Annotated in this window: 23 protein-coding genes and 1 pseudogene; 12 read left to right on the top strand and 12 right to left on the bottom strand. The window is 60.5% G+C overall.

Features of this window, described 5'->3' with window-relative positions; translation table 11 throughout:
* Positions 1-49: 49 nt before the first annotated feature.
* The 4 genes from F6X42_RS28685 (at position 50) to F6X42_RS28670 (ending at position 4335) form a co-directional block, all read left to right on the top strand.
* On the top strand, positions 50-1345 hold the full coding sequence (locus F6X42_RS28685) for an ABC transporter permease subunit (RefSeq protein WP_187637420.1): 1296 nt from the start codon (positions 50-52) through the stop codon (positions 1343-1345).
* Entirely contained in the window at positions 1345-2481 is a 1137-nt protein-coding gene (locus tag F6X42_RS28680; protein ID WP_187637419.1) for an amino acid ABC transporter permease, read from the top strand. The genes F6X42_RS28685 and F6X42_RS28680 overlap by 1 nt, the downstream gene beginning before the upstream one ends.
* Positions 2482-2551: 70 nt before the next feature.
* Positions 2552-3310: an amino acid ABC transporter ATP-binding protein gene (locus tag F6X42_RS28675; RefSeq protein WP_222945757.1), complete on the top strand. Its 759-nt coding sequence runs from the start codon at positions 2552-2554 to the stop codon at positions 3308-3310.
* A 176-nt stretch (positions 3311-3486) separates the two neighbouring features.
* Positions 3487-4335 carry an ureidoglycolate lyase gene (locus tag F6X42_RS28670; protein WP_187637418.1) on the top strand — a complete coding sequence of 283 codons (849 nt, stop codon included), beginning with the start codon at positions 3487-3489 and terminating at the stop codon, positions 4333-4335.
* Positions 4336-4615: 280 nt separating this feature from the next.
* Here the strand turns inward: F6X42_RS28670 and istB are convergent, their stop codons facing one another.
* Together istB and istA are read right to left on the bottom strand one after the other, a co-directional pair.
* Positions 4616-5386: an IS21-like element helper ATPase IstB gene (gene istB, locus F6X42_RS28665; protein ID WP_187637417.1), complete on the bottom strand. Its 771-nt coding sequence runs from the start codon at positions 5384-5386 to the stop codon at positions 4616-4618.
* On the bottom strand, positions 5383-7017 hold the full coding sequence (gene istA / locus F6X42_RS28660) for an IS21 family transposase (protein ID WP_187637416.1): 1635 nt from the start codon (positions 7015-7017) through the stop codon (positions 5383-5385). Before istA ends, istB begins: the two co-directional genes overlap by 4 nt.
* A 228-nt stretch (positions 7018-7245) precedes the next feature.
* On the opposite strand from istA, the gene F6X42_RS28655 reads away from it, so the two are divergent.
* Positions 7246-8298, top strand: a complete 1053-nt coding sequence (locus tag F6X42_RS28655) for a LysR family transcriptional regulator (protein WP_312892932.1) — start codon at positions 7246-7248, stop codon at positions 8296-8298.
* Between the two features lie 51 nt (positions 8299-8349).
* Here F6X42_RS28655 and F6X42_RS28650 read toward each other — a convergent pair whose 3' ends face one another.
* The 4 genes from F6X42_RS28650 to F6X42_RS28635 all read right to left on the bottom strand — a co-directional run bounded on the left by F6X42_RS28650 (position 8350) and on the right by F6X42_RS28635 (position 12329).
* Entirely contained in the window at positions 8350-9138 is a 789-nt protein-coding gene (locus tag F6X42_RS28650) for an aldolase (protein WP_312892933.1), read from the bottom strand.
* A 216-nt stretch (positions 9139-9354) separates the two neighbouring features.
* Entirely contained in the window at positions 9355-10326 is a 972-nt protein-coding gene (locus F6X42_RS28645) for an ornithine cyclodeaminase family protein (protein ID WP_187637414.1), read from the bottom strand.
* A gap of 54 nt (positions 10327-10380) precedes the next feature.
* Positions 10381-10992 (bottom strand): MFS transporter, encoded by a 612-nt coding sequence (locus tag F6X42_RS28640; protein WP_187637413.1) that lies wholly within the window; start codon positions 10990-10992, stop codon positions 10381-10383.
* 761 nt (positions 10993-11753) lie between these two features.
* Positions 11754-12329 (bottom strand): TetR/AcrR family transcriptional regulator, encoded by a 576-nt coding sequence (locus tag F6X42_RS28635; protein ID WP_187637412.1) that lies wholly within the window; start codon positions 12327-12329, stop codon positions 11754-11756.
* Between the two features lie 185 nt (positions 12330-12514).
* On the opposite strand from F6X42_RS28635, the gene F6X42_RS28630 reads away from it, so the two are divergent.
* From F6X42_RS28630 to F6X42_RS28620, 3 genes are all read left to right on the top strand, one after another.
* Positions 12515-13924, top strand: a complete 1410-nt coding sequence (locus tag F6X42_RS28630) for an amidase (protein WP_187637411.1) — start codon at positions 12515-12517, stop codon at positions 13922-13924.
* A gap of 143 nt (positions 13925-14067) precedes the next feature.
* Entirely contained in the window at positions 14068-15162 is a 1095-nt protein-coding gene (locus F6X42_RS28625; RefSeq protein ID WP_187637410.1) for an IS630 family transposase, read from the top strand.
* The gene (locus F6X42_RS28620; RefSeq protein WP_187637409.1) at positions 15159-15401 is read left to right on the top strand and encodes a DUF6429 family protein; all 243 of its coding nucleotides are present in this window, start codon (positions 15159-15161) and stop codon (positions 15399-15401) included. Before F6X42_RS28625 ends, F6X42_RS28620 begins: the two co-directional genes overlap by 4 nt.
* 385 nt (positions 15402-15786) lie before the next feature.
* Here the strand turns inward: F6X42_RS28620 and F6X42_RS28615 are convergent.
* A pseudogene (locus F6X42_RS28615) lies at positions 15787-16281 on the bottom strand (NAD(P)H-dependent flavin oxidoreductase); the annotation flags it as partial.
* A gap of 91 nt (positions 16282-16372) precedes the next feature.
* On the opposite strand from F6X42_RS28615, the gene F6X42_RS28610 reads away from it, so the two are divergent.
* From F6X42_RS28610 to F6X42_RS28600, 3 genes are read left to right on the top strand one after another with little or no spacing between them, the layout of a single operon-like run.
* Complete coding sequence (locus F6X42_RS28610; RefSeq protein ID WP_187637408.1) at positions 16373-16984, top strand: hypothetical protein; 612 nt, start codon at positions 16373-16375, stop codon at positions 16982-16984.
* A gap of 1 nt (position 16985) precedes the next feature.
* Positions 16986-17660 carry a hypothetical protein gene (locus F6X42_RS28605; RefSeq protein WP_187637407.1) on the top strand — a complete coding sequence of 225 codons (675 nt, stop codon included), beginning with the start codon at positions 16986-16988 and terminating at the stop codon, positions 17658-17660.
* Positions 17661-17699: 39 nt separating this feature from the next.
* Positions 17700-18386, top strand: coding sequence for an RES domain-containing protein (locus tag F6X42_RS28600; protein WP_187637406.1), 687 nt, complete (start codon positions 17700-17702; stop codon positions 18384-18386).
* A gap of 988 nt (positions 18387-19374) precedes the next feature.
* Here the strand turns inward: F6X42_RS28600 and F6X42_RS28595 are convergent.
* The 5 genes from F6X42_RS28595 to F6X42_RS28575 form a co-directional block, all read right to left on the bottom strand.
* On the bottom strand, positions 19375-19677 hold the full coding sequence (locus tag F6X42_RS28595) for a hypothetical protein (RefSeq protein ID WP_187637405.1): 303 nt from the start codon (positions 19675-19677) through the stop codon (positions 19375-19377).
* A gap of 94 nt (positions 19678-19771) precedes the next feature.
* On the bottom strand, positions 19772-20029 hold the full coding sequence (locus tag F6X42_RS28590) for a hypothetical protein (RefSeq protein ID WP_187637404.1): 258 nt from the start codon (positions 20027-20029) through the stop codon (positions 19772-19774).
* 80 nt (positions 20030-20109) lie between these two features.
* Positions 20110-20565 (bottom strand): hypothetical protein, encoded by a 456-nt coding sequence (locus F6X42_RS28585; protein ID WP_187637403.1) that lies wholly within the window; start codon positions 20563-20565, stop codon positions 20110-20112.
* Between the two features lie 71 nt (positions 20566-20636).
* On the bottom strand, positions 20637-21644 hold the full coding sequence (locus F6X42_RS28580) for a tyrosine-type recombinase/integrase (RefSeq protein ID WP_312892931.1): 1008 nt from the start codon (positions 21642-21644) through the stop codon (positions 20637-20639).
* 501 nt (positions 21645-22145) lie between these two features.
* Entirely contained in the window at positions 22146-23600 is a 1455-nt protein-coding gene (locus F6X42_RS28575; RefSeq protein WP_187637402.1) for an amidase, read from the bottom strand.
* 146 nt (positions 23601-23746) lie between these two features.
* Between F6X42_RS28575 and F6X42_RS28570 the strand changes: the two genes are divergently transcribed.
* A complete protein-coding gene (locus F6X42_RS28570; RefSeq protein WP_187637401.1) occupies positions 23747-24655 on the top strand; it encodes a LysR family transcriptional regulator in 909 nt (302 codons plus the stop codon).
* Positions 24656-24747: the final 92 nt, after the last annotated feature.

Raw genomic sequence — 24747 nt, 5'->3', positions numbered from 1 at the left:
CTGAAGCGGGCGGCCGGCAACCTGCCGCCGGCTTCGGCAGAGTCCGGATATGAAACGAGATCAACTGTCCGCCCGCATTGGAAATTTTGACGTCAGTGGAGAAGGAAGAGTGTCGCAATTAAAACTGTCCAGTACGGAAAAAAATCGACCGTTCGGACCTCCTCCTTCACCCGCTTCACAGTCCCAATCGAAGCGGCGGCGCGCGGCACGCACGCGCGCAGCGGCGATCCAGGCGCTGATCCTTGCGGCCATTATTGCGGTCGTGTTGGCCTTCTTCGCGACGGTATGGGGTGGTCTTCAACGCCATGGCATCGGGTTTAGCCTCGACTTTCTCAAGCAGCCTGCAGGCTTCGACATCAGTGAGGGCCTGACCGTAGCGAAAGGTCCGCACGGTCTGTCGCTGGTGCCGTTCAATTCTCAGCAGACCTACGCCCAGGCACTGATTGCGGGTCTTTATAACACCCTCGTAGTCACACTCATCTCGATCGTGCTCGCCACCGTTGTTGGCGTGCTGGTCGGCGTCGGGCGCATGTCGAGGAATTGGGTCGTCAAAAACTGGGCGTGGGCGTTTGTCGAACTCATCCGCAATACGCCGCTACTCATCCAGATCATCTTCTGGTATTTCGCTGTGCTGTTGCAACTGCCAAGCCTGTCAGATGCGACGCTGCTGCATGGTGCGTTGATCGCAAGCCGGCAAGGTGTGTTCACTCCGTGGCTGATTGCTACCCCGGCGGCGTCCCGCTACGCGTGGATTGCAGGACTGGCCGTGGCCGTGTTTGCCGTGGGTGTGCTGGTGAGGACGCGAGGCCAGCGTCGCTTAGCCTTCGCGGTGAGTGCCGGGATATTGGCGCTCGGCGTTGCGGTCGCTGGGCGGCCGTTCAGCATCGACATGCCGCAGGCCAGCGCTTTTTCGGTGTCGGGTGGCGCGGGCTTTTCTCCGGAGATGGCCGCCCTGATCATCGGTCTCAGCGTGAACTTCGCCGCGTACGTTGCCGAAGTGGTGCGCGGTTCGGTGCAATCGATCGACCGAGGGCAGTGGGAGGCAGCCGCTGCACTAGGTCTCGGCCATCGTGAATCCCTCTGGGTAGTCGTCTTGCCGCAAGCGGTGCGCGTCATCCTGCCTTCCCTTGGCAACCTGTACGTCACCATCGCGAAGAGCACTTCCTTTGCAATTGCGATCGGTTTTCCCGATATGTTCAGTGTGTACGGGACGGTCGCCAACCAGACCGGACGTGCACTGGAGGGCATCATCATTGTCATGGTCGTCTACATGCTCATCAGCTTGTCCATTAGTGCGATCGCGAACCTGTACAACCGGCGTGTCATGAAGAAAGGAGCTCGGTAATGGCAATGACCATTGGTCGTTGGGCGCGGCACAACCTGTTCTCGACTTCATCCAGTTCGCTGCTCTCGCTGGTGTCGATTCCGCTGACGCTTTATATTGCAGTCCTTGCCGCGCGCTGGGTCTTGTTCATCGCGCATTGGTCGGTCGTGGTGGACAACCTGACCGTATTGCTGGTCGGGACGTTCCCGGCAGACCAGATCTGGCGTGCGCTCGTTACTGGCGCCGGACTGAGCGCGCTATTCGGCATGACGATCGGCCTTGTATTGATAGCGAAGCGCTGGAAGCGCCATGTCCTGAGCGGCGCCGTTCTGGCGGCGGCCGCGGCGGTGACTTCCGGTATTCAACTTCATTGGCTCGCCGGTGTGTTCGGCTGTCTTTCCATCGCGCTGGTCGCATGCGCCGCTACGAGCCGCTGGCCCCAGATCGGCCGCATGATGGGCCTGTTGTGGCTGCTGGGCGTGGGCATCATCTGCGCGTTGCTGGCACCGGCCGGCGTCGACCGATGGGGTGGATTGCTCCTGAGTGTCCTCGTCACGGTGATTGCCACCTTGCTCAGCCTGCCGGTAGGCATCCTGCTCGCGTTCGGCAGAAATAGCCGATTTTCGAGCGTGCGACTGGCGTGTTCGGGGTACATCGAATTGATGCGTTCCGTGCCGCTTGTCTGCACCGTCTACTGGTCATGGATCATTATTCCGCTGGTGTTTCCACCTCAGGTTCATATTCCGGACCTTGCGCGGGGCATCGCGGGTTTCGTGCTCTTCTACGCGGCCTATGCCGCCGAGTATGTTCGCTCTGGTATTCAGAGCGTGCCGCGGGGGCAATCGGAGGCGGCTCAGTCTTTGGGCTTCAGCAAGCGGGACGAGAGTTTCCTCATCGTTCTTCCGCAGGCATTGAAGGCCGTGATTCCCGCGCTCGTGGGGAACGTGCTTGACCTGTTCAACAACGTACCCGCGCTGTTCATTATCGGGCTTACCGATTTTCTGAAGGCAGGACAAACCGTGCTCGCCAATCCGCAGTACAGCGGCTCGCAAGACGAGGTTTATGCCTTTCTGTTCGCTGCTTACCTCGCGATCGGCTCGCTCATATCGTACGGCGCTCGCCGGATTGAACTGAAAATGAGCGAGGGTGCGCGCTAGGCTGCCGCCTCGAACAAGATGGATGGCCAGCTTCTTGCTGGGTGAAGATATTTTTGACGAAGGAGTGGATATGTCCGCGATTGTCCAAATGCACAAGCTGAACAAATCGTACGGCGCATTTCACGTGTTGAAAGACATAGATCTGCAAGTACAGAGCGGCGAAGTGGTGGTCATTATCGGTGCGAGCGGCTCCGGCAAGTCGACCCTGATTCGTTGCGTCAACGGGCTGGAGAATTTCGGCGATGGCCAACTGATTGTCGATGGAATCGAGCTGGCGCCGTCGGAGGATGGGTTCGGCACTTCAAGGAAGGAACTGGCGGCTATCCGTAAGGAAGTCGGCATGGTCTTCCAGCACTTCAACCTGTTTCCGCACAAGACCGTTCTGGAAAACGTGATGCTCGCACCAATCCGCGTACGCAGATGGCCGCGTGCGCGCGCCGAGACGATTGCCCGCAAGCTGCTCGAGCGCGTTGGACTACGAGACCATGTCAACAAGTACCCATCCCAGCTTTCCGGCGGACAGCAGCAGCGAGTCGCGATTGCGCGTTCGCTGGCGATGGAGCCGCGGGTGATGCTGTTTGACGAGCCGACCTCGGCGCTTGACCCGGAAATGGTAGGCGAGGTGCTTGAAGTGATGCGCGAGCTCGCAAGTTCTGGAATGACGATGATGATCGTTACCCATGAAATGGGCTTCGCGCGCGAGGTGGCGGACAGGGTCATCTACATGGACCACGGCAAGGTGCTTGAACAAGGGGAGCCGGCCGCCATCTTCGACAATCCCATGCATGACCGCACGCGTACGTTCCTGTCACGGGTACTCAAGCATTAATGCCGCGGCGACGCTCGCCGAGCCACGAACCCGTCCAGCCGGCGCACGAATGGGGCAGGACGGAGAGGACAGGCGCCGAGATGAGTTGAGCTGACGCGCGAAGTAGCGTCAGACCGGGCTAAACGGCTGGCCCCAAGAAGCCCGATTTTCAATAGAAAACCTTAGGAAGTCAAACAATGAAACTGCTTCGTTATGGGCCGAAAGGGCATGAAAAACCAGGGTTGCTGGATAGTGACGGCAAGATTCGTGATCTGTCTGCTGTCGTGGACGACATCGCTGGTGACGTGCTAACAGACGCAGGGCTTGCACGGCTGCGCGCCATCGGTCCTGCGTCGTTGCCTGTCGTGCAGGGCGAACCGCGCATCGGAGCATGCGTTGGCAACATCGGCAAGTTTGTCTGTATCGGCCTGAACTACGTCGACCATGCGGCCGAATCAAATCTGCCGGTTCCTACGGAGCCAATTGTCTTCAACAAGTGGACGAGCGCCGTATGCGGCCCAAATGACGGCATTGAAATCCCGCGCGGCTCCGCGAAGACCGACTGGGAAGCCGAACTCGGCGTCGTCATCGGCAAGTCTTGCAAGTACGTCGACGAAGTAGATGCGCTCGAGTACGTAGCGGGCTATTGCGTGATCAACGATCTGTCGGAGCGCGAGTGGCAGATTGAACGCGGCGGCACGTGGGACAAGGGAAAGGGCTGCGACACATTCGGACCAATCGGCCCCTGGCTCGTGACTCGCGACGAAGTGGCCGATCCGCAGGCACTCGATCTGTGGCTCGAGGTCGACGGGCATCGCTACCAAAACGGCAATACGCGCACGATGGTGTTCAGCGTCGCGAAGCTGGTTTCCTATTTGTCCCAGTGCATGAGCCTGCAGCCGGGTGATGTGATCTCTACCGGTACGCCGCCGGGAGTCGGCATGGGTGTGAAACCGTCGCCAGTGTTTCTGAAGCCGGGGCAGACGATGCGCCTTGGCATTGATGGTCTTGGCGAACAGCAGCAGACCACGTACGCGGCCGAATAACACGCTCGCCGCTTGCATTTCGGCGAACAACGCGGCGGCGAGGTTGTTTTCGTGAAGTGGCCGCACCCGAAGTCATATCAGAGGCCGTGCGCCATTGAGCCGGGACACGGCCTCGCGCGCTCTGCAGTCACTCGCGCGAATGTGTCAGGTGCGGGTCGATGGTCTTGCGGAACTCGCGTGATTGAGGGTCGGCTGGGCTGAGCGCCCGGATGGTCACTTCAAACTCCCCCACTTGTGGTCGCGCAAACTCCTCCATCCGGCAGCAGGACAAGATTGTTTTTTAGCTCGCTTTGGTTTTGCGCGCAAGAGTTTCAGCAGCCTCCTTCAGCCGGTAACTTCGGCCGTCGAATTCAAGCGAGTGACAGTGGTGCATAAGTCGGTCGAGAATGGTGCTGCTCATGGTGTTATCGCCGAGGTAGGCGCCCCAGTCCTGGACGACGCGGTTGGACGTGACCATGGTGCTGCGGCGTAGTTTGTATCGTTGATGAACGAGGGTCTGCAGCAGCGCACCGGCGGCGTCTGGAATCGATCGCGACAGGAACAGGTCGTCCAGAACTAGCAGATCGCAGTCGAGAATGTTGCGCAGGCGTTTCTCCTGCTGCTCGGGCTCGCTGAGATTGAAGCGGGCGAAGAAGTCGTCGGTTTCGAGATACTGGACCTTATAGCCTTGCAGAACAGCCTGATTCGCGACGGCCTTCGCGATGTGCGATTTGCCAGTGCCGGGTTTGCCGATGAGAAGTGCGTTCTCGCCAGCGGAAACGAACTTCAGCGTTCGCAACTCCAGACAGGCCTGCCGAGGGAGTTTTGGATTGAATGTCCAGTCAAACTCGGCGAACGTGAGCTTCTCGTCAAGGCCCGACTGTTTATGCCGACGATCGATCAGCCGGGACTGACGACGATCCAGTTCGTCCTGCAGAATGATCGAGAAGGTTTCGATGAACGGTTGACTTGCCGCCTGTGCCTGCAGTATGCGGGTCTCCAGCGTGTCGCGCACGCCGGACAGGTGGAGCTGTTTGAGCGAACGCTCGATTTCGGGCATCGACATGGTCATTCGTTGGTCTCTCCGTTGTTCAACGACAATGGGTTGAGTTGCTGTCGTGCGCCGAGGCTGAACAGCTCACCGTATTCGGCCGCTGGACGGATTAGCGCGTGATTCTGGGTAAGAGGCAAAGCGACCTGGGGCGCCTGATCAAGCTGTTCCAGTGCCTGCTCGAACAGTCGCTCGACCAGCTTGCGAACCTGTTTGTAGGATTGGAGGCGGTACTGCAGTGCCTGGCTGCAGGCTTGCTCGACGATGCGGGCCGGGTATCTCTTTGCCAGACCGACGATGCCCCACATGCCCCGCTGGCCAACGCGTCCCTGGGCTTCAAACATTCGCTGGCAAAGTGCCTTCGTTTGCGGACCGATGTCGCCTGCGGTTGAGAGCAGGAAGGCGGTTTGCCGGGACGGATTGAACGGACGCTCGTCCTCGGGCAGTAGCAGTTGACCGGGCTCCGTGAAACGCGGGTGGATGCGTAACAGCGCTTGTGTCTGTCGATCCCGAACTTCAATGGTTGAATCGAAGACACGCACAAGCACCGTGCTGCCTATCGCCGCAGGACGGGCTGCGTACCAGCTGTGGTCGATACGAATGGTTGTATCGTCGGAGACAGTGCGAACGACCTGCTTGAAGTAACGGAATGCAGTCAGCGGCAATGCCCGGAGGTGCGGCTTCTCCTCCTCGAACATCGACTCGACCTGACGGCGGGCGCGCCCATGCAGGCGCTTCGACGCCCAGTTCGCCTCCCAGCGCACAAGGAACGCGTTCTGCTCTTCGATAGAATCGAAACTCCGCCCGCGCAGCGCGGTGCCCTGCGTATGCTGGATCGCGTTCTCAACCGTACCCTTCCTGTTCGGATCGCGGATGCGTGCAGGATCGGCGATCACGCCATAGTGCTCGAGCATCGCGGCGTAAAGATGATTGATCTCCGGCTCGTACAGGTCCGGTGTGATAACCCCTTCCTTGAGGTTATCGAGGACGACGTAATGAACACAACCACCGAAATAGCGGAACGCTTCTTCGTGCAGTCGCGCCCACACCTCCTGCCCGGATTTCCAGACAACCCGCCGGAAACTGTGGCGCGAATAACGCAACGTCATCACAAATAGCCGCGGTCGCCGATAACGTCCAGTCTTTGGATCGCGGGTCGGAGCGCCCTCGCCATAGTCAACCTGGGCCTCCTCGCCGGGCAGGAAATCGAGCCGGTCGAATTGCTCGGGATCGACGTGTCGCAGTGCGCGCACGAACCGTTTGACGCTCTCGTAGCTCGCAGCAAACGAGAACTCGTCGACGAGATCCTGATAGATGGCTTGGGCGTTTCGCTGCAGACGAACCGGTTCTTCGATCCATTGCCGGTGAGGCTCGCACAACGAGCGGGCAAAATCGAAGTTACGCGGCTCGGCAGGCGTGGCCTGAAAAGCCGGTGGTCGCGGGGGTGGAGGAGTTTGATCTGGTGGCCTCGATCCGATGGTCGCCGGAGTGGGGGAATTTGCGGACGCGCTTGCGCGTGCAGCGAAGATCGCCATGTAACGGCGGATCGTCTTGCGGTCGATTCCAGTGATCCGATGAATCTCGCGCTGGCTCTTGTTGAGTTCCAGCAACGTGAACACCGTACTTTGCTGATGCGGCTTCAAGACGTTCAACTCCCACCTCCCGGGCTGGCCAAGGAGGTAAAAATAACGTCCGGCTACGTGGTGCGATCGGCGACGTCGGTCTGCTCAGATCGGACCGCAAGGTGGGGGAGTTTGAAGTGACCACACCCGGAGGAATTTGGGTGACCGGCCGGGCTGAGCGGACATCATCGTTGTAAATCAGCAGACGAATTGCGCAGGCGGATCGCAAGGAATCTCTCGTGTCAAACGCAGATAGCAATGGCGGTCAAAAAACCCGCAGACTACCATCCTCGGATTGTTGCGCTCACACTCAAGTCAATGATCTCGACCGAGGACCTGCACTTTTTCATTATGCTTACGAACGCGGCGTCACTCGCTGACGCCGCGCGCAAGCTCGGCGTCACGCCGCCCGCGGTCACGCAGCGACTCCGTCTTCTTGAAGCGCGCTTGGGCATGCGGTTAATCGACCGATCGGGGCGGCGCATGGTGCTCACCGATGAGGGCGAACTGCTTGCGAGCAATGCGCGCCGGATCTGCGATGACATCGGCAATCTGGCGGACACGCTGGCATCGCGACGCGGCTCGGTGGCTGGACATCTGCGGGTGATCGCGCCGCTCGGTTTCGGGCAGCGTTATGTCGCGCCTGCCATTGCTGAATTTCGCACCCTTTATCCGGAAGTCAACGCAAGCCTCATGCTATCCGATCGTCCCGCGAGCATCTCAGACGATATGTGGGACCTAATGGTACATATCGGCGAATTGCGCGATTCGTCGCTTGTCAGCCGGCGCCTTGCACCTAACCGCCGCATCCTGTGCGCCGCGCCCTGCTATCTGGCCCGGCGCGGCGAACTGCGGTATCCGGACGATCTGCGCGCGCATGACTGTATCGCGCTGCGTGAAAACGATGAAGACGTGACGATGTGGCGCTTCACGCCGAAAGATCATGGTGCACCGGCGAACGTCCGTATCGAACCGGTCATGACGAGCAATGATGGTGGCACCGTGCGCGATTGGGCACTGGCCGGACTCGGGATCATTTCACGTTCCGAGTGGGATGTCGCCGAACACCTGAACGCGGGGCGGCTTGTCCCACTGCTCGGTGCATGGACGCAACCGGACGCGGATATCGTCGCGCTGATCAGTTCGCGGCATGGGCGCTCGCTGCGCGCAACTCGTTTTCTTGAGCTTCTCCATGCCTCGGTGTTGCAGCAGCCTTGGCTCCCGCGAAATGGCAGCGAGCATCCCGAGCGCGGCAAGTGTGCAAAGGACCCGCGTGCCGATGGCTCGGGCGCTCGCGCGACTGCCGTCTGACGGGATGTGACCGCAACGGTATGCCGTCACTCTCAAACACCATGACTCAGGTTAGTCCCGGTAGTCAGGTTCCAGCTTATCGAGCCTGCGTTTGATGCTCTCAAGATGTAGCTGACTGGCTTCCTCGGCGCCGGACTCCATTTGTTCGAAGGTCAATCGCGCGATCTGTGGATCGACCGGTTTCAGAGGCACGCCCGTTGACAGCGCGAGGCGTTCCACTTCGCAAACCCGTTCGAGATAGTAGAGGTCGTCCCAGGCTTGCGCGATGCTTCGGGCAGCGACCATGACGCCATGATTTTTCAAAAAGATCACGTTCGCGCTCCCGAGTGCGGCTGCCATGCGTTCGCCTTCACGGTTGTCCAACGCGAGGCCGCCGAAACGCTCCTCCACCGCGAGCCGGCCGTAAAACCTCAGTGATGTCTGACCCGCCCATCGCAACGGGGGCCCTTCGAGCATCGACAGGGCGGTTGCGTTCGGCATGTGCGTATGAAAGCATGCAACGGCATGTGGATGGTGCAGATGCACCTGCCCATGAATATGAAAAGCCGTGCTTTCGGGCTCCCCTTTTCCAGCGAGAACCTCACCGTCAAAATTGCAGATCAGCAGGCTGGAAGCGGTGATTTCATCGAATGCGTAACCGAGCGGGTTGACCAGAAAGAGCCTCGGGTGTCCCGGCACGAGCGCGGAGAAGTGGTTGCAAATGCCTTCATGAAGGCCGAGCCGCGCGGCCATGCGAAAGCACGCAGCGAGATCGAGACGCGCCTGCTGGATGGCAGGAGATTTCAATTCATCAGACGTCTGGCGTGAATTTGAACCTATCGTGGAATCTGTGGAAGTCACGTCATCCATATTCTTTACCCGGACGTCTCTTAGTTGCGAGGTGTGCAATTGAGTCGCAGGGCAGGCTCAACGACATTGCGCAAGCGTTCGACGTACCGCTCCTTTGGAAAGTTGAGTGTGGCCGCCTAACCGTATTGTCCATCGACGAACTAATCGGCCTGATCGGTGCTGGACTTGGGCTGACGGCCTGTGCTTGTGGTCTATGACCCAATGATATTACCAGGGCCACGCCAACGACGTTGCCGTGCTTGTTTCGCAGGCGCGCTGATGAAGCAGGCGTGCCACCGTCAGGTCTTGCAGGGCAATACCCGTCATGTCGAACAGCGTGATGTCGTCCGGCTGCCGGTTTGTCTGGACCCGGCCGGTGATCACATCGCCGATCTCGATAGATACGGTGCCCGGCGCCCATTGAGTCTCGCCGATTTCTCGCGCCTGGGTCCGGTCGTCGACGAAAACGCGACTGCGCATCAGCAAGCCTTCGGGAAGTTCACGTTTGCCTTTGGTGTCGGCACCGACGCAGTTGAGGTGAGTCCCGGGTCGAACCGCCGCCGCGTTGAAGAGCGGCCCGAAGCCTGGAGTCGCGGTGATCACCACATCGCTTTCGGCAACTGCGGCGTTATGGTCGGTCGCATGCGACACTTCGCAGTGTCCGGTGAAATGCGCTTCAAACGAAGCATCGCGCTGAGCGTCCACGGTGACATAGCGAATGGAGGAAAGCTGCTTTAGCACACGCAGCGCGAATGTGACCTGAACTCGCGCCTGTACGCCCGTGCCAAAAACGCACAGGCGGGTGCTGTCCGCACGCGCGAAGAGTGTCAATCCCAAAGCACCTGCCGCACCCGTGCGCATGGTCGTGATTGCGTTGCCGTCGATCACGCATACAGGCCGGCCGGTCTTGGGATCGATCAACATGATGGTGGCCTGGTGCGGTTCGCCGCCCACGCCGCGGTTTGCCGGCCAGAAACCCGCAGCCTTAAAGCCGAGCAGGCCTTGCGACTGTACGTCGCCCGATTTGATTCCAAATACGCCACCCGTCACGAGCGCCTCCCTGACAACAGGAAAGACACGCCCTTCGCCCGCGCTGTGCAGAGCAAACGCCTCCCGTACCGCTTCGACGACATCGTCAGGCTTTGACAACGCCTCGACTTGGTGTTTGTCGAGAAGAATCAGCTTGACATCATTTCGCATCGTATTAAACCTCTGTTTGTGAATAGTTCAATCCTGGAGCGTTTCGCACGTGCGCTAACCAGCGTGTGCCAGCCGGAGAGTCAGAGCGCGGCCGGGCTCAAGGAGTACTGCGCCGGGGCGCGGCTGCTGGCGGGCCGCCGCGCGGTTGGCGCGGTCCGCGAATACTACTGTGGTTGCCGAGACGCACATCAGCGCGGCAACACCGAGCATCGGAACGCGATCGGGGCCGGTAAGGCTGTGCAGCCAGCCCGTTGCGTAAGGTCCGAGGATGCCGGCCAGCGTGCCGATGATATTGACAAGGCCGATGCCGGGCGCAGCCGCCGCGTTGTTCAGATAGCGAGGCGGCAACTGCCAGAACGATGCATGTGGGTATAGACGCCAACCGCCCCAGAGGATGAAAGCGGCCATCACCTCATAACGCGACGAAAGATCCAGCGCAGCGGCGAACAACAAGCCGCCCAACGCCGTGGAAATTGCGACGTGCCAGGCGCTGAACGAGGAACGTCGGGCATATTGTCCCCACAACAGAAACATCACTGCCGATACCGCAAATGGAACTGCGGTGATCAGCCGGACGTGGACACTGAATACTTCCCAGCGAACACGGGGCGCAACTCGGTTCGACTTGATCGCGAAACCAAGAGTGCCGATGCGCAGACTTTTCATCAGGTACTCGTTCCTGGGTCACTCTCAATGGCATCGGACGCGTATCTGCCCAACGGAGTATCGACGGGTAGTGGCGTTACTTTCTGCGGCTCGGCGGGAGACTGCCGACGTGCGTGACGGCAGGTGTGTTCGCCTGCCGTTTGAAAAGTATTAGTTACCAAAAAGCCGTTGGGGTTAAGGCAGTCTGACTGATTAGTTAACTTGTGGATTAATGACGTCTCGCAAGCGAGTAGCCGGTCCGGCGTACGTCGCAGGGCAACCTGATGGGCATCCAGGAGCATCGTCAGGACCAGCGCGGCTTGCTCTGCTACCACACGTCAATGCGCCTGTGTCGGACTTGCCGGTCAGGCGCATCGTCGCTCCGTTCACTTCATTGCCGACCTGACACTGCCTTACGGACGAGTGCTGCACGACTACAACCGATAACATGCATTGCCGTTTCGTCGATCTCTGTAGTGTGGATGGCCGGTATGGGTCCGGCGAGCAGCCATTCGCCGTCACGACGCGAATGACCCATCATGGCCGCGTGCTGCCCGATGCGTTTTGCCTCGTGCCGACCCACAACAGCCCCTCGTCGTACTGCTTAGCGGTCACTCAGTTCGCGGGGGCAAACGCGGACCTGGCGTCGTTGGCGCAACCAGCGTCCCGGCAACACCGGCTCGATCGATTCGCCGATCGACGCCGAGAGCGCGCCGGTTAGCTATTGATCGTTCCGCAGCATGTTTCCGCAATTGTCGCGTCTATACGCGTAAGGTGAAGCGTCAACCAGGCAACAGCCCGGCCTGCCTGTAACTTTCGATCAGCGCGTCGAATAGTGCAATGTCTGCGCGACCGCGCGCGATAAGCTGCGCACCGGCGACCGCCGCATAGATTGCGCAGGCACGTCGACGGGTCTGCTCGGGGTCGACGATCCCCGCCTCTCCCAGAACTTTCTCCAGCCACGCGACGTTTACATCCGCAAAAGCCTGAACCTCTATCCTCACCCCTTCAGGCAGATCGTCATACTCGGCGGCCATGAAGCTGCTCAGGCACATGCGGTTGTCGCTCTCGAGCGACTTGCGAAACGTTTCCGGATATCGACGCAGGCTGAGCAGCGGATCCGCCGACGCGGTCGCAAGCGCTTCGAGCACTGCCGCAGAGTCTTCCCAATAACGTCTGGCGACGGCCGCGGCCAGGTCGGCCTTGCTAGCAAAGTGATGGTAGATGCTTGCAGCCTTGATACCAACCTCCTGCGCAAGGTCACGAATGCTGAGCCCGCCGTAGCCGCGGGCCTGCGCCATTCTTGTAGCCGCGACGACAATTTTGTCGCTCGAGCTCCCAACGGCTTGGTTCTTCAAGGCAGGTCTCCGCAAAAAATGTTGACAACACCGATTGTAGCGCCTAGGGTGGTGTCTAACAAACGTTAGGTAGGAAACCGCAGCTGAGCCGATCAATCGTCGGCTTTTTTAACGCGGTGAATGCCTAACGAACGTTAGCTAGGGTGGTCTTCCAGTTTTGCTTCAACCAACCGTCGGAGGACGTTATGAGCGCAGAAATCTTTTTTCAGGACGCAACGCGATTGGCTGAACTGATCCGCAATCAGGAAATCTCGCCGGTAGAAGTCGTGCAGGCACACCTCGACCGGATCGAAGCGGTCGATCCCAAGGTCAACGCGATTGTTACGGTCGCGGGTGACGCGATGAAGGCCGCAAAAGCTGCCGAAGCGGCTGTGCTCTCTGGACAAGAACTCGGGCCGCTGCACGGCGTCCCCTTTACTTCCAAAGACTCGATCGACACTGCCGGTGTGCCGACTCAGCGTGGCTCGCCCATCTTCAAAGGACGCGTCCCTGGCGCCGATGCAACCAGCGTCGCACGGATGAAACAGGCAGGCGGCATCCTGTTGGCAAAAACCAATCTGCCCGAGTTCTCCTACTGGATCGAGAGTGACAACCTGCTTAGCGGGCGTTCCAACAATCCCTGGGATCTTGACAGAACACCCGGTGGGTCAAGCGGCGGCGAATCGGCGGCCATCGCAGCAGGTATGTCGCCGCTGGGACTCGGCACTGATCTCGCCATCTCGGTGCGTGGGCCGGCCGCGCAGACAGGCATCGTCTCGCTGAAGGCTACTCACGGGCGAGTACCAATGACCGGCATTTGGCCCCGTGCACCGCGCCGGTTTTGGCATGTAGGTCCAATGGCCCGTAGCATCCGCGACCTTGCACTCGCTTTCTCGCAGTTGTCAGGCCCCGACGGGCAGGACGCTTTTGCGAGCAGCACCGTGCAGTTCGATGCAGGCCTCGGCCGTTCGCATGATCGCCAGTTGAGAGTAGGCTGGATGGTTGAACCGGGATTCGGACCGGTCGACCCCGAAGTCGCCGCGACCGTCCAGGCGGCGGCGGAAGCGCTCAAGGGCATAGGCTGCCTCGTGGAGCCCGTCCGTATTCCTGCGCTTGGGCGTGACTTCGCTCTCGATGTGTTCAACCGTCTGCACGTCATGGAGATGAAGCCCGCCTTTGCGGAAGCCACCGCCGGGCATGGTCAGGACGAGCTTTACAAGATGGCGAGAACAATGCTTGCATTGGCTGACACTTCCATGAAGGACTATATCGACGCCGAACAGGCCGCTGAGCGTCTGCGGGACGGCTACGCCGAATACTTCAAGAAGTACGACGCATTGATCACCCACGTCCTGCCGATCCCTGCACACAAACACGGTGCAGACACATTCACCATCAACGGCCAGACCGTGGACGCGACGTATCTCCAAGGCGCAACCGTTCCCCTCAACGTCACGGGCTTGCCCGGCATTTCAATGCGATTCGGTACGAGTAACGATGGGTTGCCGATCAACGTCCAGATCGTTGGCAGCTGGCAGGCGGAATCCACCATCCTCCATCTAGCGTCACTGCTTGAATCTGTCAGCCCGGTTCGCGACCAGCATCCGAAGATTTAAGCGGTCGGCATTTCCGTGATTGTTGAGAGACACGCCCGGGGGCGGCCGCGGAGGCCCGCTAGTGTCATGAGTTGAAAATTCATTGAATGATGCCGATCACGTACTAAAGTGCTCTGTGTGGCACCTGATACGAGGAGGCATCGATGAGCGGACGGCCCAAAGGGGAACTCGTGCTGAGCGAATCGGAGCGCGAAGAACTGCAAGCGCTGACGATGCGACGCAAGACCGCACAGGCCCTGGCATTGCGGGCGCGCATCGTGTTGGCCTGTGCCGATGGCATGGACAACAAGACGGTTGCGGCCAAACAGCGGGTCACTCAGCAAACGGTTTCCAAGTGGCGCACGCGGTACCTGATCCATCGTCTGGACGGACTGCTCGATGCACCGCGGCCCGGCGCCCCGAGGACGATTGATGACGCGCGCGTCGATGCAGTCATCGCGAAGACGCTCGAGTCCGTGCCTGTCGGAGCGACTCACTGGAGCACGCGCGCGATGGCTCACGAGATGAAACTGTCGCAGACGGCGGTCAGTCGGATCTGGCGTGCTTTCGGTTTGCAGCCGCATCGACAGGAAACGTTCAAGCTCTCCAGCGATCCGATGTTCGTCGACAAGGTGCGAGATATCGTCGGGCTTTACCTGGACCCGCCGCTCAAGGCCATGGTGCTGTGCGTGGACGAGAAGAGCCAGATTCAGGCGCTCGATCGCACCCAACCCATGTTGCCGCTGGCACCCGGCATCCCTGAGCGACGCACCCACGATTACATGCGCCACGGTACCACCACCCTGTTCGCGGCGCTGGACATCGCTACCGGTGAAGTGATCGGCGAGGTCCATCGGCGCCATCGCAGCAGCGAATTTGTGCGCTTTCTGCGCACCATCGAAGGCAGTGTGCCGTCTCACCTGGATGTGCATCTGGTCATGGATAACTACGGCACGCACAAAACGCCCTCGATCAAAGCCTGGTTCGCTCGTCATCCCCGCTTCCATGTTCATTTCACGCCCACCTCGGCGTCGTGGCTTAACCAGGTCGAACGCTGGTTCGCCACGCTTACTGAGAAATATCTTCGACGCGGCACGCATCGCTCGACACGTCAACTCGAAGACGCGATCCGCCATTACCTGGACATCTATAACGCCAATCCCCGACCGTTTATCTGGAGCAAGTCGGCCGATGCGATCCTGGCCAGCCTCGAACGGTTTTGTGTGCGGGTCCGCAAGGCCGCGGGAGGAGCACCATGAATATCAATACCGATGCAATCGACGAAGTCGCCCTGGCACTTCTCTACCTGACCCTGCACGACCAATACCGCGCATGGAAAGGTTTCGACTGGGATGTGCTGAACCGACTCTACGAACGAGGCTTCATCGAAGACCCAGTCAACAAGACAAAGTCCGTGATCTTTACCGAAGAAGGACTACGGGAGTCCAAGCGGCTTTTCAATCAGCATTTCGTCATTCCGGAGAAAACAGGAAATTGATTCAACGAACTTCTAACTCACAACACTAGATGACTTTCAATCTAGCGGGCCGCGCGACCGTCGGCTCATGGCCGCCACGAGACCACCGGCTCAATGTCCGCCCTTCGACGTAGCCGCTCGCGATGAAAGCCCGAGCAGCACACCCATTTACGTAGTCGACTTCGATGCCCCGAAATCCGAAAGCGATAAGGAGTCCGCTGTTAACGACGAGATTGAACAGACCATTTCGCATACGAGTATGGCAACCAACTCGGCAGCCTGGATAGCGTCAAGCAGGAAATCCGGTCGTCAGCGGGTAATTGACGGCGCCGCTCCTTCTGTTTGTCGGTGGCTTTGCGGCGCCGATAGCTTTCAACATTCAGTTCGAAGATGGTCGAGTGATACACGCGCCGTCCATGATCCCACCTGCGGCAATCACGGGCAGTGATGTTTCGCGCAGCTGCAATCGGACGAGAGCCATAGAACCAAGCCGTTCGTCCTCCAACGCCGGATCAAACATGCCGCGGTGGCCGCCTGCCTCGATCCCTTGCGCAACAATGGCATCGATTCCGGCTGCGGCAATCTGGCCCGCTTCGTCCGGATTGGTAGCCGTCGCCATCAGCACAATGCCGGCGTCGCGCAGCGCGGCAATTTTTGCGACGGTGGCAGCCCGAAATGAAAGCTCACGGCAGCTGGGCGTTCTTCTAACAGCATCGTCAACATCGCGTAGTCGTCAACAAAGCTTGCGTACCCCACGCCGAGCGCCGTTGGCGGCTGGGCATGGAAACGCGCGAAATGCGGCTTCAGATAACTTGAGCCAAGGGGCCTCGCGCGCCGGGTCCGCGACGGGCGGAACGTGGCAGAGGACGTTGACATTAAATGGCCCGTCGATAAGCGAACGGCGTCCGGGAAAAATGGGAAAAGATGGGACAAATGGGAAAAAACCTTGCTATAATGGGACCCACGTACCCGAAACCCCGCGGGGGAGAACCATGCTGAACTGGGATGACGAGATCCAGCTTTCGCGGCTCGAAGTGAGGCACGCGAGGCGACTCGCCGTTGCGCCGCTGGACGAGGCCATTGCACAGACCGACCTTCTGCTCGCGGAAGTGCGGCAGCTGGACGCGTCCCCCGAACGCGAGCAGCTCATCGAAAGGATTCTTGCTCTCCGCGTGGAGCGGCTGGCCATCAAGCGTGAGCGCCTGGCCCAGCTGGACCGCATGCTGCCGCAGACCGGGCGCGTCGTGCCGGTACGGGCAGGCGTCCTGCAGACTACATACAACCGTTACCTCGAGTATTGCGAGCAGGTCATTTGTGGTGGTCGTCGTGGTCAGGCGGTCAGCTTCGCCACGAGGAACGCGTTTTTGCGGCCACTCGGCGCGAGTCGCGCTCCCCGACGCACGCTCGGCTTGCCCGTCGCACGGCGTGGTCTCGACGTCGTGGCCAGCGTGCTTCACCGGGAAGCGGCCGGCCGGCTGATTTTCAGTTGCGGACAGCAAGTTCGCCTGCCGCACGCGCATCCCTTCCATAGCCGGAGTATCGCGTCCCGGTCCCGCATGCTCGCGCCTGTCGGCGCGCCCCCTGGATTGCTGAGCAGGAGTTGAAATGGAACTGGCAACCAAACGCAGCCACGCAGGCGCAAAAGCGGACCTGCGGGCCCTTGTGAACGGACAGTACACGGGTGACGAGCACGCCCTGATCGAGCAGGTCGCGGCAGACCTGCTCGCTGGTGTATCCGCGCGGGCCGGGGTGAAGCCTGGATCGGGAAAGATCGCCGGCCTGTCCAGCGAGGCAGCCCGCCGGGAGATTGCCTCGCGGCTGGCCGAGTGGCTGATCCGGGACACCGGTCGTGTCGGTGATCCCCGCCCGTCCTGTTTGCCAGTTGCCAGATGGAGTCCTGAGGAGGTAATCGAGCACACCGGTATGTCGAAGAGCACGCTCTATCGCGGTGACCATGCGCAGTTCTACAGCGTGGTGCCGCCCGGCAAGAAGAATGGCCGCGCATATCCCGCCTGGCAGTTCACCGCCGACGTGCCTTCGCATCTCCCGCATCTGCTCGAAATCCTCCGCAGCAATTCACGGATTCAGGTCAACACCTTCTTCATGTCCGAGCAGGAGTCGCTGAATGAGCTGTCGCCTGCGGAAGTCCTCGCGGGAATGGCGTTCGAGGACCGGCGGACCGTGGCGCCAGAGCAGGCCCGGATGCTGTCGCTTCCGCTCAAGGCACGGCTCGACAGGATCAGCGCCCTGGCGAGGATGGAGGTGGCTGACCTGGATTGAGCACCAGACAATCCAATGTCAGAACACAAACAATCGGAAGTGGAACGGTTGCTGCGAGTGGGCGAAAGGGTCCCGACCACAGCACCGATCCTGCAGGCCCTCAGGGGGCAGCATTACACCTACGAAGCCGACCGCGTTTTTGTACGCGCTGTCACCGACCCGAAATACATTCCAACGGCGTCGCCGTTCATGTCGGGCCGCTTCGGCCCGGCGCCCGAAACCGCCGGCGCCGATCAGCGCCTTCCCTTTACCTGGCTGTATCTGGGGATGGACAGCCTCGTGGCCGCGTGGGAAGGCCGGTTGGTGCTGAACAATCGTGGTCCGGGAACCGGCTTCCATATCACGCGCCGGGCTGAAGAGGACGGCGTACTCGCGTATATCAGGTTTACGCGGCCGCTCCGTCTGTGGAACCTTGGCGAGGACCATAGCAGCCGGCTCGGTGTTCACGACATGATCTCCGAAGGCGATTGCGCGGCGTGTCAACTGTTTGGCGAGCGGCTCCGCGAGGCGATGCTGACGATGCCTTCGGCCGATCGGCCCGATGGCTTCGTCTATCCATCCCGCCGTGTGAAAGGCTATCCCGCGCTTGCGCTCGCTGACTGGGCCGGCACGGAGCTGTTCGAGCACGCGAAAGTGGTGATCACGCGATTCGTCGAATCCGAGATCTACGCCCGTTTTCGTGACGATTCCATGCGCACGGATCCGCCCGCCCGCGACGCTCCGTAAGTCTTCGCAGGCGGAGCCGAAACGCGAGTCGTGCCCGGGCGGGCGGTGGCCTACCTTGCTCACGCGCAGCATGCCAGGACATGCGCTAACACGGAGATGGCGTCAGGGACCGGCCGGTCTCGGCGGCAGCCAGCCGTTCGAAAGTCTCCGCTCTCCCGTCGATGAACGTCCGGAACTGGCCGGTCACTGCCTCATGCAATCGGCATACGAGGCATGAATCATCGGAAGCCTGCGGTCGGCGACACGCGACCCAACGCGGACAACCGGTGGCCCTGTTGGTCGATGTCCATTCTTTGAGTACCAGGGTCATTGAAGACTCCCGTCAGCTTCCGTTACGCCGCCATTTTCTTCGCTCGATTAAACGGAGCCTGGAGCAGAGACTACACCGGACAGTGTCCGAAACGATCATGTGAGATCAACGGTACGCACGAACTTCAGCAGTTGATCGCTGACATCGGAGGCGGCCTCATGCTGAACCCAATGTCCCACGTTATCGAGTTCGAGTCCTCCTACAAGGCCCGGTAAGCCGGCGCGAAGGTCGTCGAGGCTAAGTGGATATAGCTCTTTCGGACCGTCCGCCTTGCCCCAGATAAAAAACGACGGCTGAATGCCGCGCGGTAGTAATTCAACCCTCCGTGGAATCCGGTACGCTGAAATTCCGCGATGTTATGCGCGACATAGTCCGTTGGGGCCCACGAAGGCAACGGTCCAGGGGCAGTACGATGAAGGCTTCGAGCCGGATCCATTGGACTCCACTGCTGGCCAGCTGGCGCGGTACCCGATGCCCAATACAGAATGCCGGGAACGGTCACCGCTGCGTTGGCCCAGATTTCGTCGGCGTCGGCCCGAGTTTGCTCGAACATATAGAACTTGTCTTGAAGCCTCGCCTTTCGCATCCTCGCGAGTCAACTGCATGCCATCGCCGTCCTGTTACTAGGACGTAGGGACGGCGATCGATTGTGGGCGAGAACAAGGCTGCGGAGCGCCGCTAAGCGTCCTGCCCGGCTTTCTCGATCTGGCGATGCAGACAGGCGCGCATGTCGTACGCCGCCTCGGCGGCCGTGCCGGCGTAGCCCTCGCTGATGACCACCGTCTCGGCCTTTACCCCAAGCAGTTCGCCGGCGCCATCGCGCACGCGGTTGATGACCGTCTTCGAGAGCCGCCAGACCCATTCATCAAGCCCGATCTTGTCGTGCGACGGGTACATGGTGCCGAAGATCTCGCCGTGATCGAAGGTGAAGACGTCGTCTCGGGTCACGACAAATTGCAGTAGGGTATCGCTGGTTGTCAATTCATGCCTCATCAAATGTTCGCCACGCCCTTCGTGCGGCGGCTAATTCTCGCCCACCTGCGGCTGATCCGCCCGCTCGCGTTGCCGTGGAGGATTATTCGTCGCCCTTATCCTGAACATCTCCTTCGTCGTCGGTCAGCGCCGGGACCCATGGCCACGGCCACGGATAGACGGCCCAGTACGGCGGTTCATCGATCAACTTGAAGTCGTACTCCTGCGGCTCGTCGAAGATGTCGCCGAAGGTCTCGTTCAGTATTTGTTGCATGTACTCAAGGTCCGGCAAGCTCATGTAGTGCCATTCCTTGTCGTAGCGGTGTTCGCCGGCGATGACTTTTCGGGCAGGAAGGTCCATCAGTATTCGTTGCGACATGTACGGGTGGCTCGCCCACAGGGACTCCCATCGACCGACGGCGTAGCGGGGGCGCGGCGCACTCATCGGAGCATCCCTGCGACGCTGGGGCTGACCGGTTTTCCGCCTTGCCGATCAACATAGAACGCGACGGACCCGCCAACGACATCGAGCGAGCGGATGTGCATGGGCTGATCCGACGTAGTCGCCGGCCGCCCGGCCACACTGCCGGGGCGCGCAACATCCAGCGCGTTGAAGGTGACCGGGTACTCCGTCAGCTGCGCATCGGCCTGAACGACCAGCCGGACGCAGTCGTGGCGCACGCCAATCAGTTCTGCATCAATGATCCGGTTGAGAATGACGTCGAGCGCCGTGTCGAGCTCGGTGGAATGCGGTTGCGTCGGTTCGTTGGCTACAAGATGAACGATCGCACGAACCAGCTTTGAGTTTTTCGTGAGCACGATGCGGTATCGGGTGGCGCGCGGCTCCCGGTTCTGTGCCGGGTAAATGATGTCCTTGAACGCGCTTTTATAGATCATGGCTGTAGCCCGGAAGTGTGGCCGTACCCCGTGTACGGTTCACACACCAGGCTACGCGGCGGTGGCCAAAGTCAAGGGAGCGCCCCGCACGTCGGACTTACGTCGGCACCCCCTCCTTGCTGGTCATCCATTTCACCAGCGTTAAAAATTGTCTCGCGCAGCCGGGTAGCCGTCCTATGACTGGACAGGCCCATAAGGTTACTCACCTGTTCGTTTGTCTTGCCTTGCAGAAGGTGCCTGCGACCATATGTGTTGCGCAACAACCGCGGACTTTCGTCAGCGGCCGCGGCGCCGGCAGCGCGTAACGCACTCCGCACGCACTGCCCCAGCGTTGCAGGCTTCAATGGCTTGCCGCCGGCCGTCGCTATGAATAGCAGACCGTCCGACGCCGGAAGTGCGGCGCGCGCCTTCCCATACTCACTCACGATCTCAAGCGCAAACCCGTCGACGGGCACGCGGCGCGCAAAGCGCGGCCCACGCTTTCTCACGTACACGCTGACTCTTGACCCTCCTGCGTCGAGATCGTCCACGCTCAGGGCGCTGAGTTCGGCCGCCGTGATACCAGTGGCAAGCAACAGCGCCACGACCGCGCAATTACGCAGTTCCTTGAACGACTCGAAGGTCGCTGTGCGGCAGACGTCCTGAAGCCGCGCATCTTCGTTTGGCCATAGAAAGACCGGCATCGGCTCGTCGTCTGGCCAATGTTCGCGCGGCAGGAGGCTTGCAGCAGGGTTATCGGTGCGCAGACCCAGCAGCGAAAGATGGCGCGAGAGCCGATCCATCAGCTTGAGATAACGCAGGCGCGTCGACGTACCCGGTTCGCAATCGCGGTCGAGGTCAGCAAAGAAGCCGTCGATGTGGTCAGTGCCAAAGTCCACCAGGGTAATGCCACGGCTGCCGAGATAGCGATGGAAGCGGGCAAACATCGAGCGATGCTGAACGATGGAGCGCTCGGCAAACGCGCGCCTATCCGCACCGGTCGCCTCGGCGCGTTGCCATTCGGCATAAGCCGTTTCAGGGTCCGACAACCAGAGTTCCGAATCCATAAATGTATATACTGAAATTGCGCCTTCTTCCATGATAGCGAAGCTCTCGCTTCGCTAAAACGCCGCCGTCAAGGAGTAGGGGTAGTCCGGAGGCTAAGGGAAGGGCAGGCGCTCGGTTCATCAGTAGGGCAGCAGGTAAAAGACAATCTGTCTGGCTATCGTACCTATCACCGACCAATGTCAAGGCGCCGTCTCGCGGCTGGACTCAACTGAAATGAGACGCAGACGCCTCTCGGCCATGAGAAGACAATCGTCGTCACAACTTCCCGGACGTTCGAGCGGCCGCTTTGCTTTCGAAAGCCGCCGACCAGATAGCGAGGCGGCGAGTTGCCTCGCTACTTCGCGCTGCCGAATTCGAAGGGATCGCGGCGACGCATCCGCCTGTTTTGCTATTGCTTGATGAAGCCATTCAGTGGCGGCATCACCCGGATATCGGCATTTGTCCTCCGATGACGCCAAGCTGGTGCCGTCGCGTGAGAACGGGGGAAAACGGGCGAACCGAGCCGCCCGCATGAAATACGCGGCCCGTTGCTGTTACGCCTGATGCCCCGCCCAAACTGCGGGCCGCCGATTGATCCACGGCCGTGCGCGTTCGAGCTGCCCTCCGAGTCGCAGCAATATATCTTCTCGCGCGAATGCTCCCGCGAATTGCATTCCGATGGGCACACCTGTTCCGGGATGACTTTCTAGCGGGACTGACATCGCGGGAACACCGGCGACATTGAACGGCGGGGTTAGAGGCGAATGCTGGAATGCTCGCTGGGTCCATTCGAGGCCGTTCATCGATTCCGCGCCCTCGCCGTATTCTCCAATGCGCGGTGGCATTTGCGGCAGCGTTGGCGTGAGCAGAACATCGAAGTCTTCGAACCAATGCCCGACAGCCCGCGTCACAACGTTGCGCATCGCCAGCGCGGCGGCGAATGCGGACGCCTTCTCTTCCTTGCCATAGCGATAACAGGCCAATGTGGCGTGCTCCAGCGTCGTCTCATCGATCGGTCGTCCGGTCGCGGCAGCCAGGCCTTCGATCCAGTCGACCAGCGTCGCCGTCCAGATCGTCGCATTCATCCGCACGAACGCGTCCCACGACACGCCAAGGGACGGCCGCACTTCGTAAACCGTGTGACCGAGGTCCTCCAGGAGCCGCGCCGTCGATGCCGCCGCTGCCGCGATTGCTGGGTCGGTTCGATCCGCGCTCCACGGATCGGTCATCATGCCGATCCTGAGTTTGCCTGGTTCGCGGGCGACCTGCGACAGGAAGCTGTGCTCTGGCGCGGCGGTGAGGTAAGGCTCGCCGATCGCGTGCCCCTGGATCGCATCGAGTAGCGCGGCGCTGTCCCGCACGCTCCGGCTCACGCCAAGTTGCACGCCGAAGCCTGCAAAGACTTCGTCGAGGGCGGGCCCGTTCGAACTGCGCCCTCGCGTCGGCTTGAGTCCGAACAAGCCGTTGAAGCTTGCCGGCACCCGGATAGAGCCGGCTGCATCGGTGGCATGCGCGAGCGGGACGGCGCCGGCTGCGACTGCAGCTGCGGCTCCGCCGCTAGAACCGCCGGCGCTCGAATCCGGCTGCCAGGGATTGCGCGTCGCGCCCTGGAGCGTGGATTCAGTGGTCGTGCTGAACGCCATTTCGGGCGTAGTCGTGCGGCCAATCGTGACGAGTCCGGCTGCGCGGAACCGCGACATGAGCCATGAATCGGCCGGGGCGACGACGCCGCTGGAGAGCCGGCTCCCAAGCTCCAGCCGCTTACCACTCATCGCAACCGCGAGATCCTTGATCAGAAACGGTACGCCAGCGAGCGGACCAGTGCAGTGGTCCGGGTAGCCTCCGCTTTCGCTGGCCGGCCAGTGTTCGATAACTGCGTTGATCGCCGGATTGACTGCTTCGATCGCCGAACGGGCGAGCTCGGCAAGCTCCGCAGGCGTAACTTCGCGGTCTGACACGCGTTTTGCGAGCCCAATTGCATCGTGACTTGTGTATTCGCTGAGATTCATATGCGCCTCCTGGTTGAAGGCGACAAGATATTGCAGGAGGGTGCTGGCGATTAGCCCGGGTTGCCGGGAAGGATTAAACCATCGGCGGCACAATCTCTATGCTAGGCTCAAGTCATCCACAACGCTCAGCCGGGATATATGCGTCGATGACCAGGGATCTCAACGACACGCTCGTCTTTCTTCGCGTCGTGCAATCGGGCAGCTTTACTGCGGCAGCGATCGCGTTGCAGATTCCCAAGACGACGGTTAGCCGGCGAGTACGGGAACTCGAGGCGCACCTCGGTTCGCGACTGTTGCACCGGACCACGCGCAAACTTCGCCTGACCGAAGCGGGTACGGCTTACTTCGAGCACTGCCGCGGTATCTGCAAACAGCTTGATGACGCGGAGAACGCTGTGCAGCGCATTCGCGGCGCGCCCGCAGGCTGGCTGCGCGTCACGCTGCCGTTTTCGTTCGGCGTCACGTGGATCGCGCCTTTGATTGCCGGATTCTGCTCGCGCTATCCCGATGTGCGGCTCGATATTCTGGCGACGCATGTGCCATTAGATCTTTTCGATGACGAAGTGGACGTCGCTCTGCGTCTTGGAGTCCTTCCCGATTCCAGTCTTGTGGCACGGCGGCTTGGGACCTTTTCGACGTCGGTCTATGCGAGTCCCGCATATGTCGAACGGCACGGCTCGCCAGCCGTTCCCAACGAACTCCGGCTCCATCCTACGCTCGCACTTCATCAGGCCCGCAGCGACAGCGGTTACACCTGGCCTCTGCGCAAGCTGGGACGGAAGGCGACGCACTATTCGCTGGGACCGGTGATCGTCGCCAGTGACCCCGCACTTATTCTTGACGCCGTTCGCGCCGGCAAAGGCTTGTTGCTGGCTATGGATGCCAGCGTGGCTCCCGAAGTCGAGGCAGGGCGCTTACTGAGAGTGCTGCCCGAATGGATAGGTCCACCGCAGGATTTGAACGCACTGTTCCCGGGAGAACGGGTTCCGTCGCCCAAGCTGCAAGCTTTTCTGAACTACCTCAAAACGCAATTGCGTTTCGGCGATATGGGGTGACAGACATTTTGACGAGTGGCTCCTGTACTGCCAATACCAGACCTCGGAAGTACGTTTAGTTGACTGGCCGATTCGGGTCGTCTGCGAGCAAT

The sequence above is a fragment of the Paraburkholderia podalyriae genome (genome assembly GCF_014397785.1).
Lineage (GTDB): Bacteria > Pseudomonadota > Gammaproteobacteria > Burkholderiales > Burkholderiaceae > Paraburkholderia > Paraburkholderia podalyriae.
The sequence above is the reverse complement of the archived record's forward strand: the minus strand, read 5'-3'. Positions and strand labels throughout refer to the sequence as shown.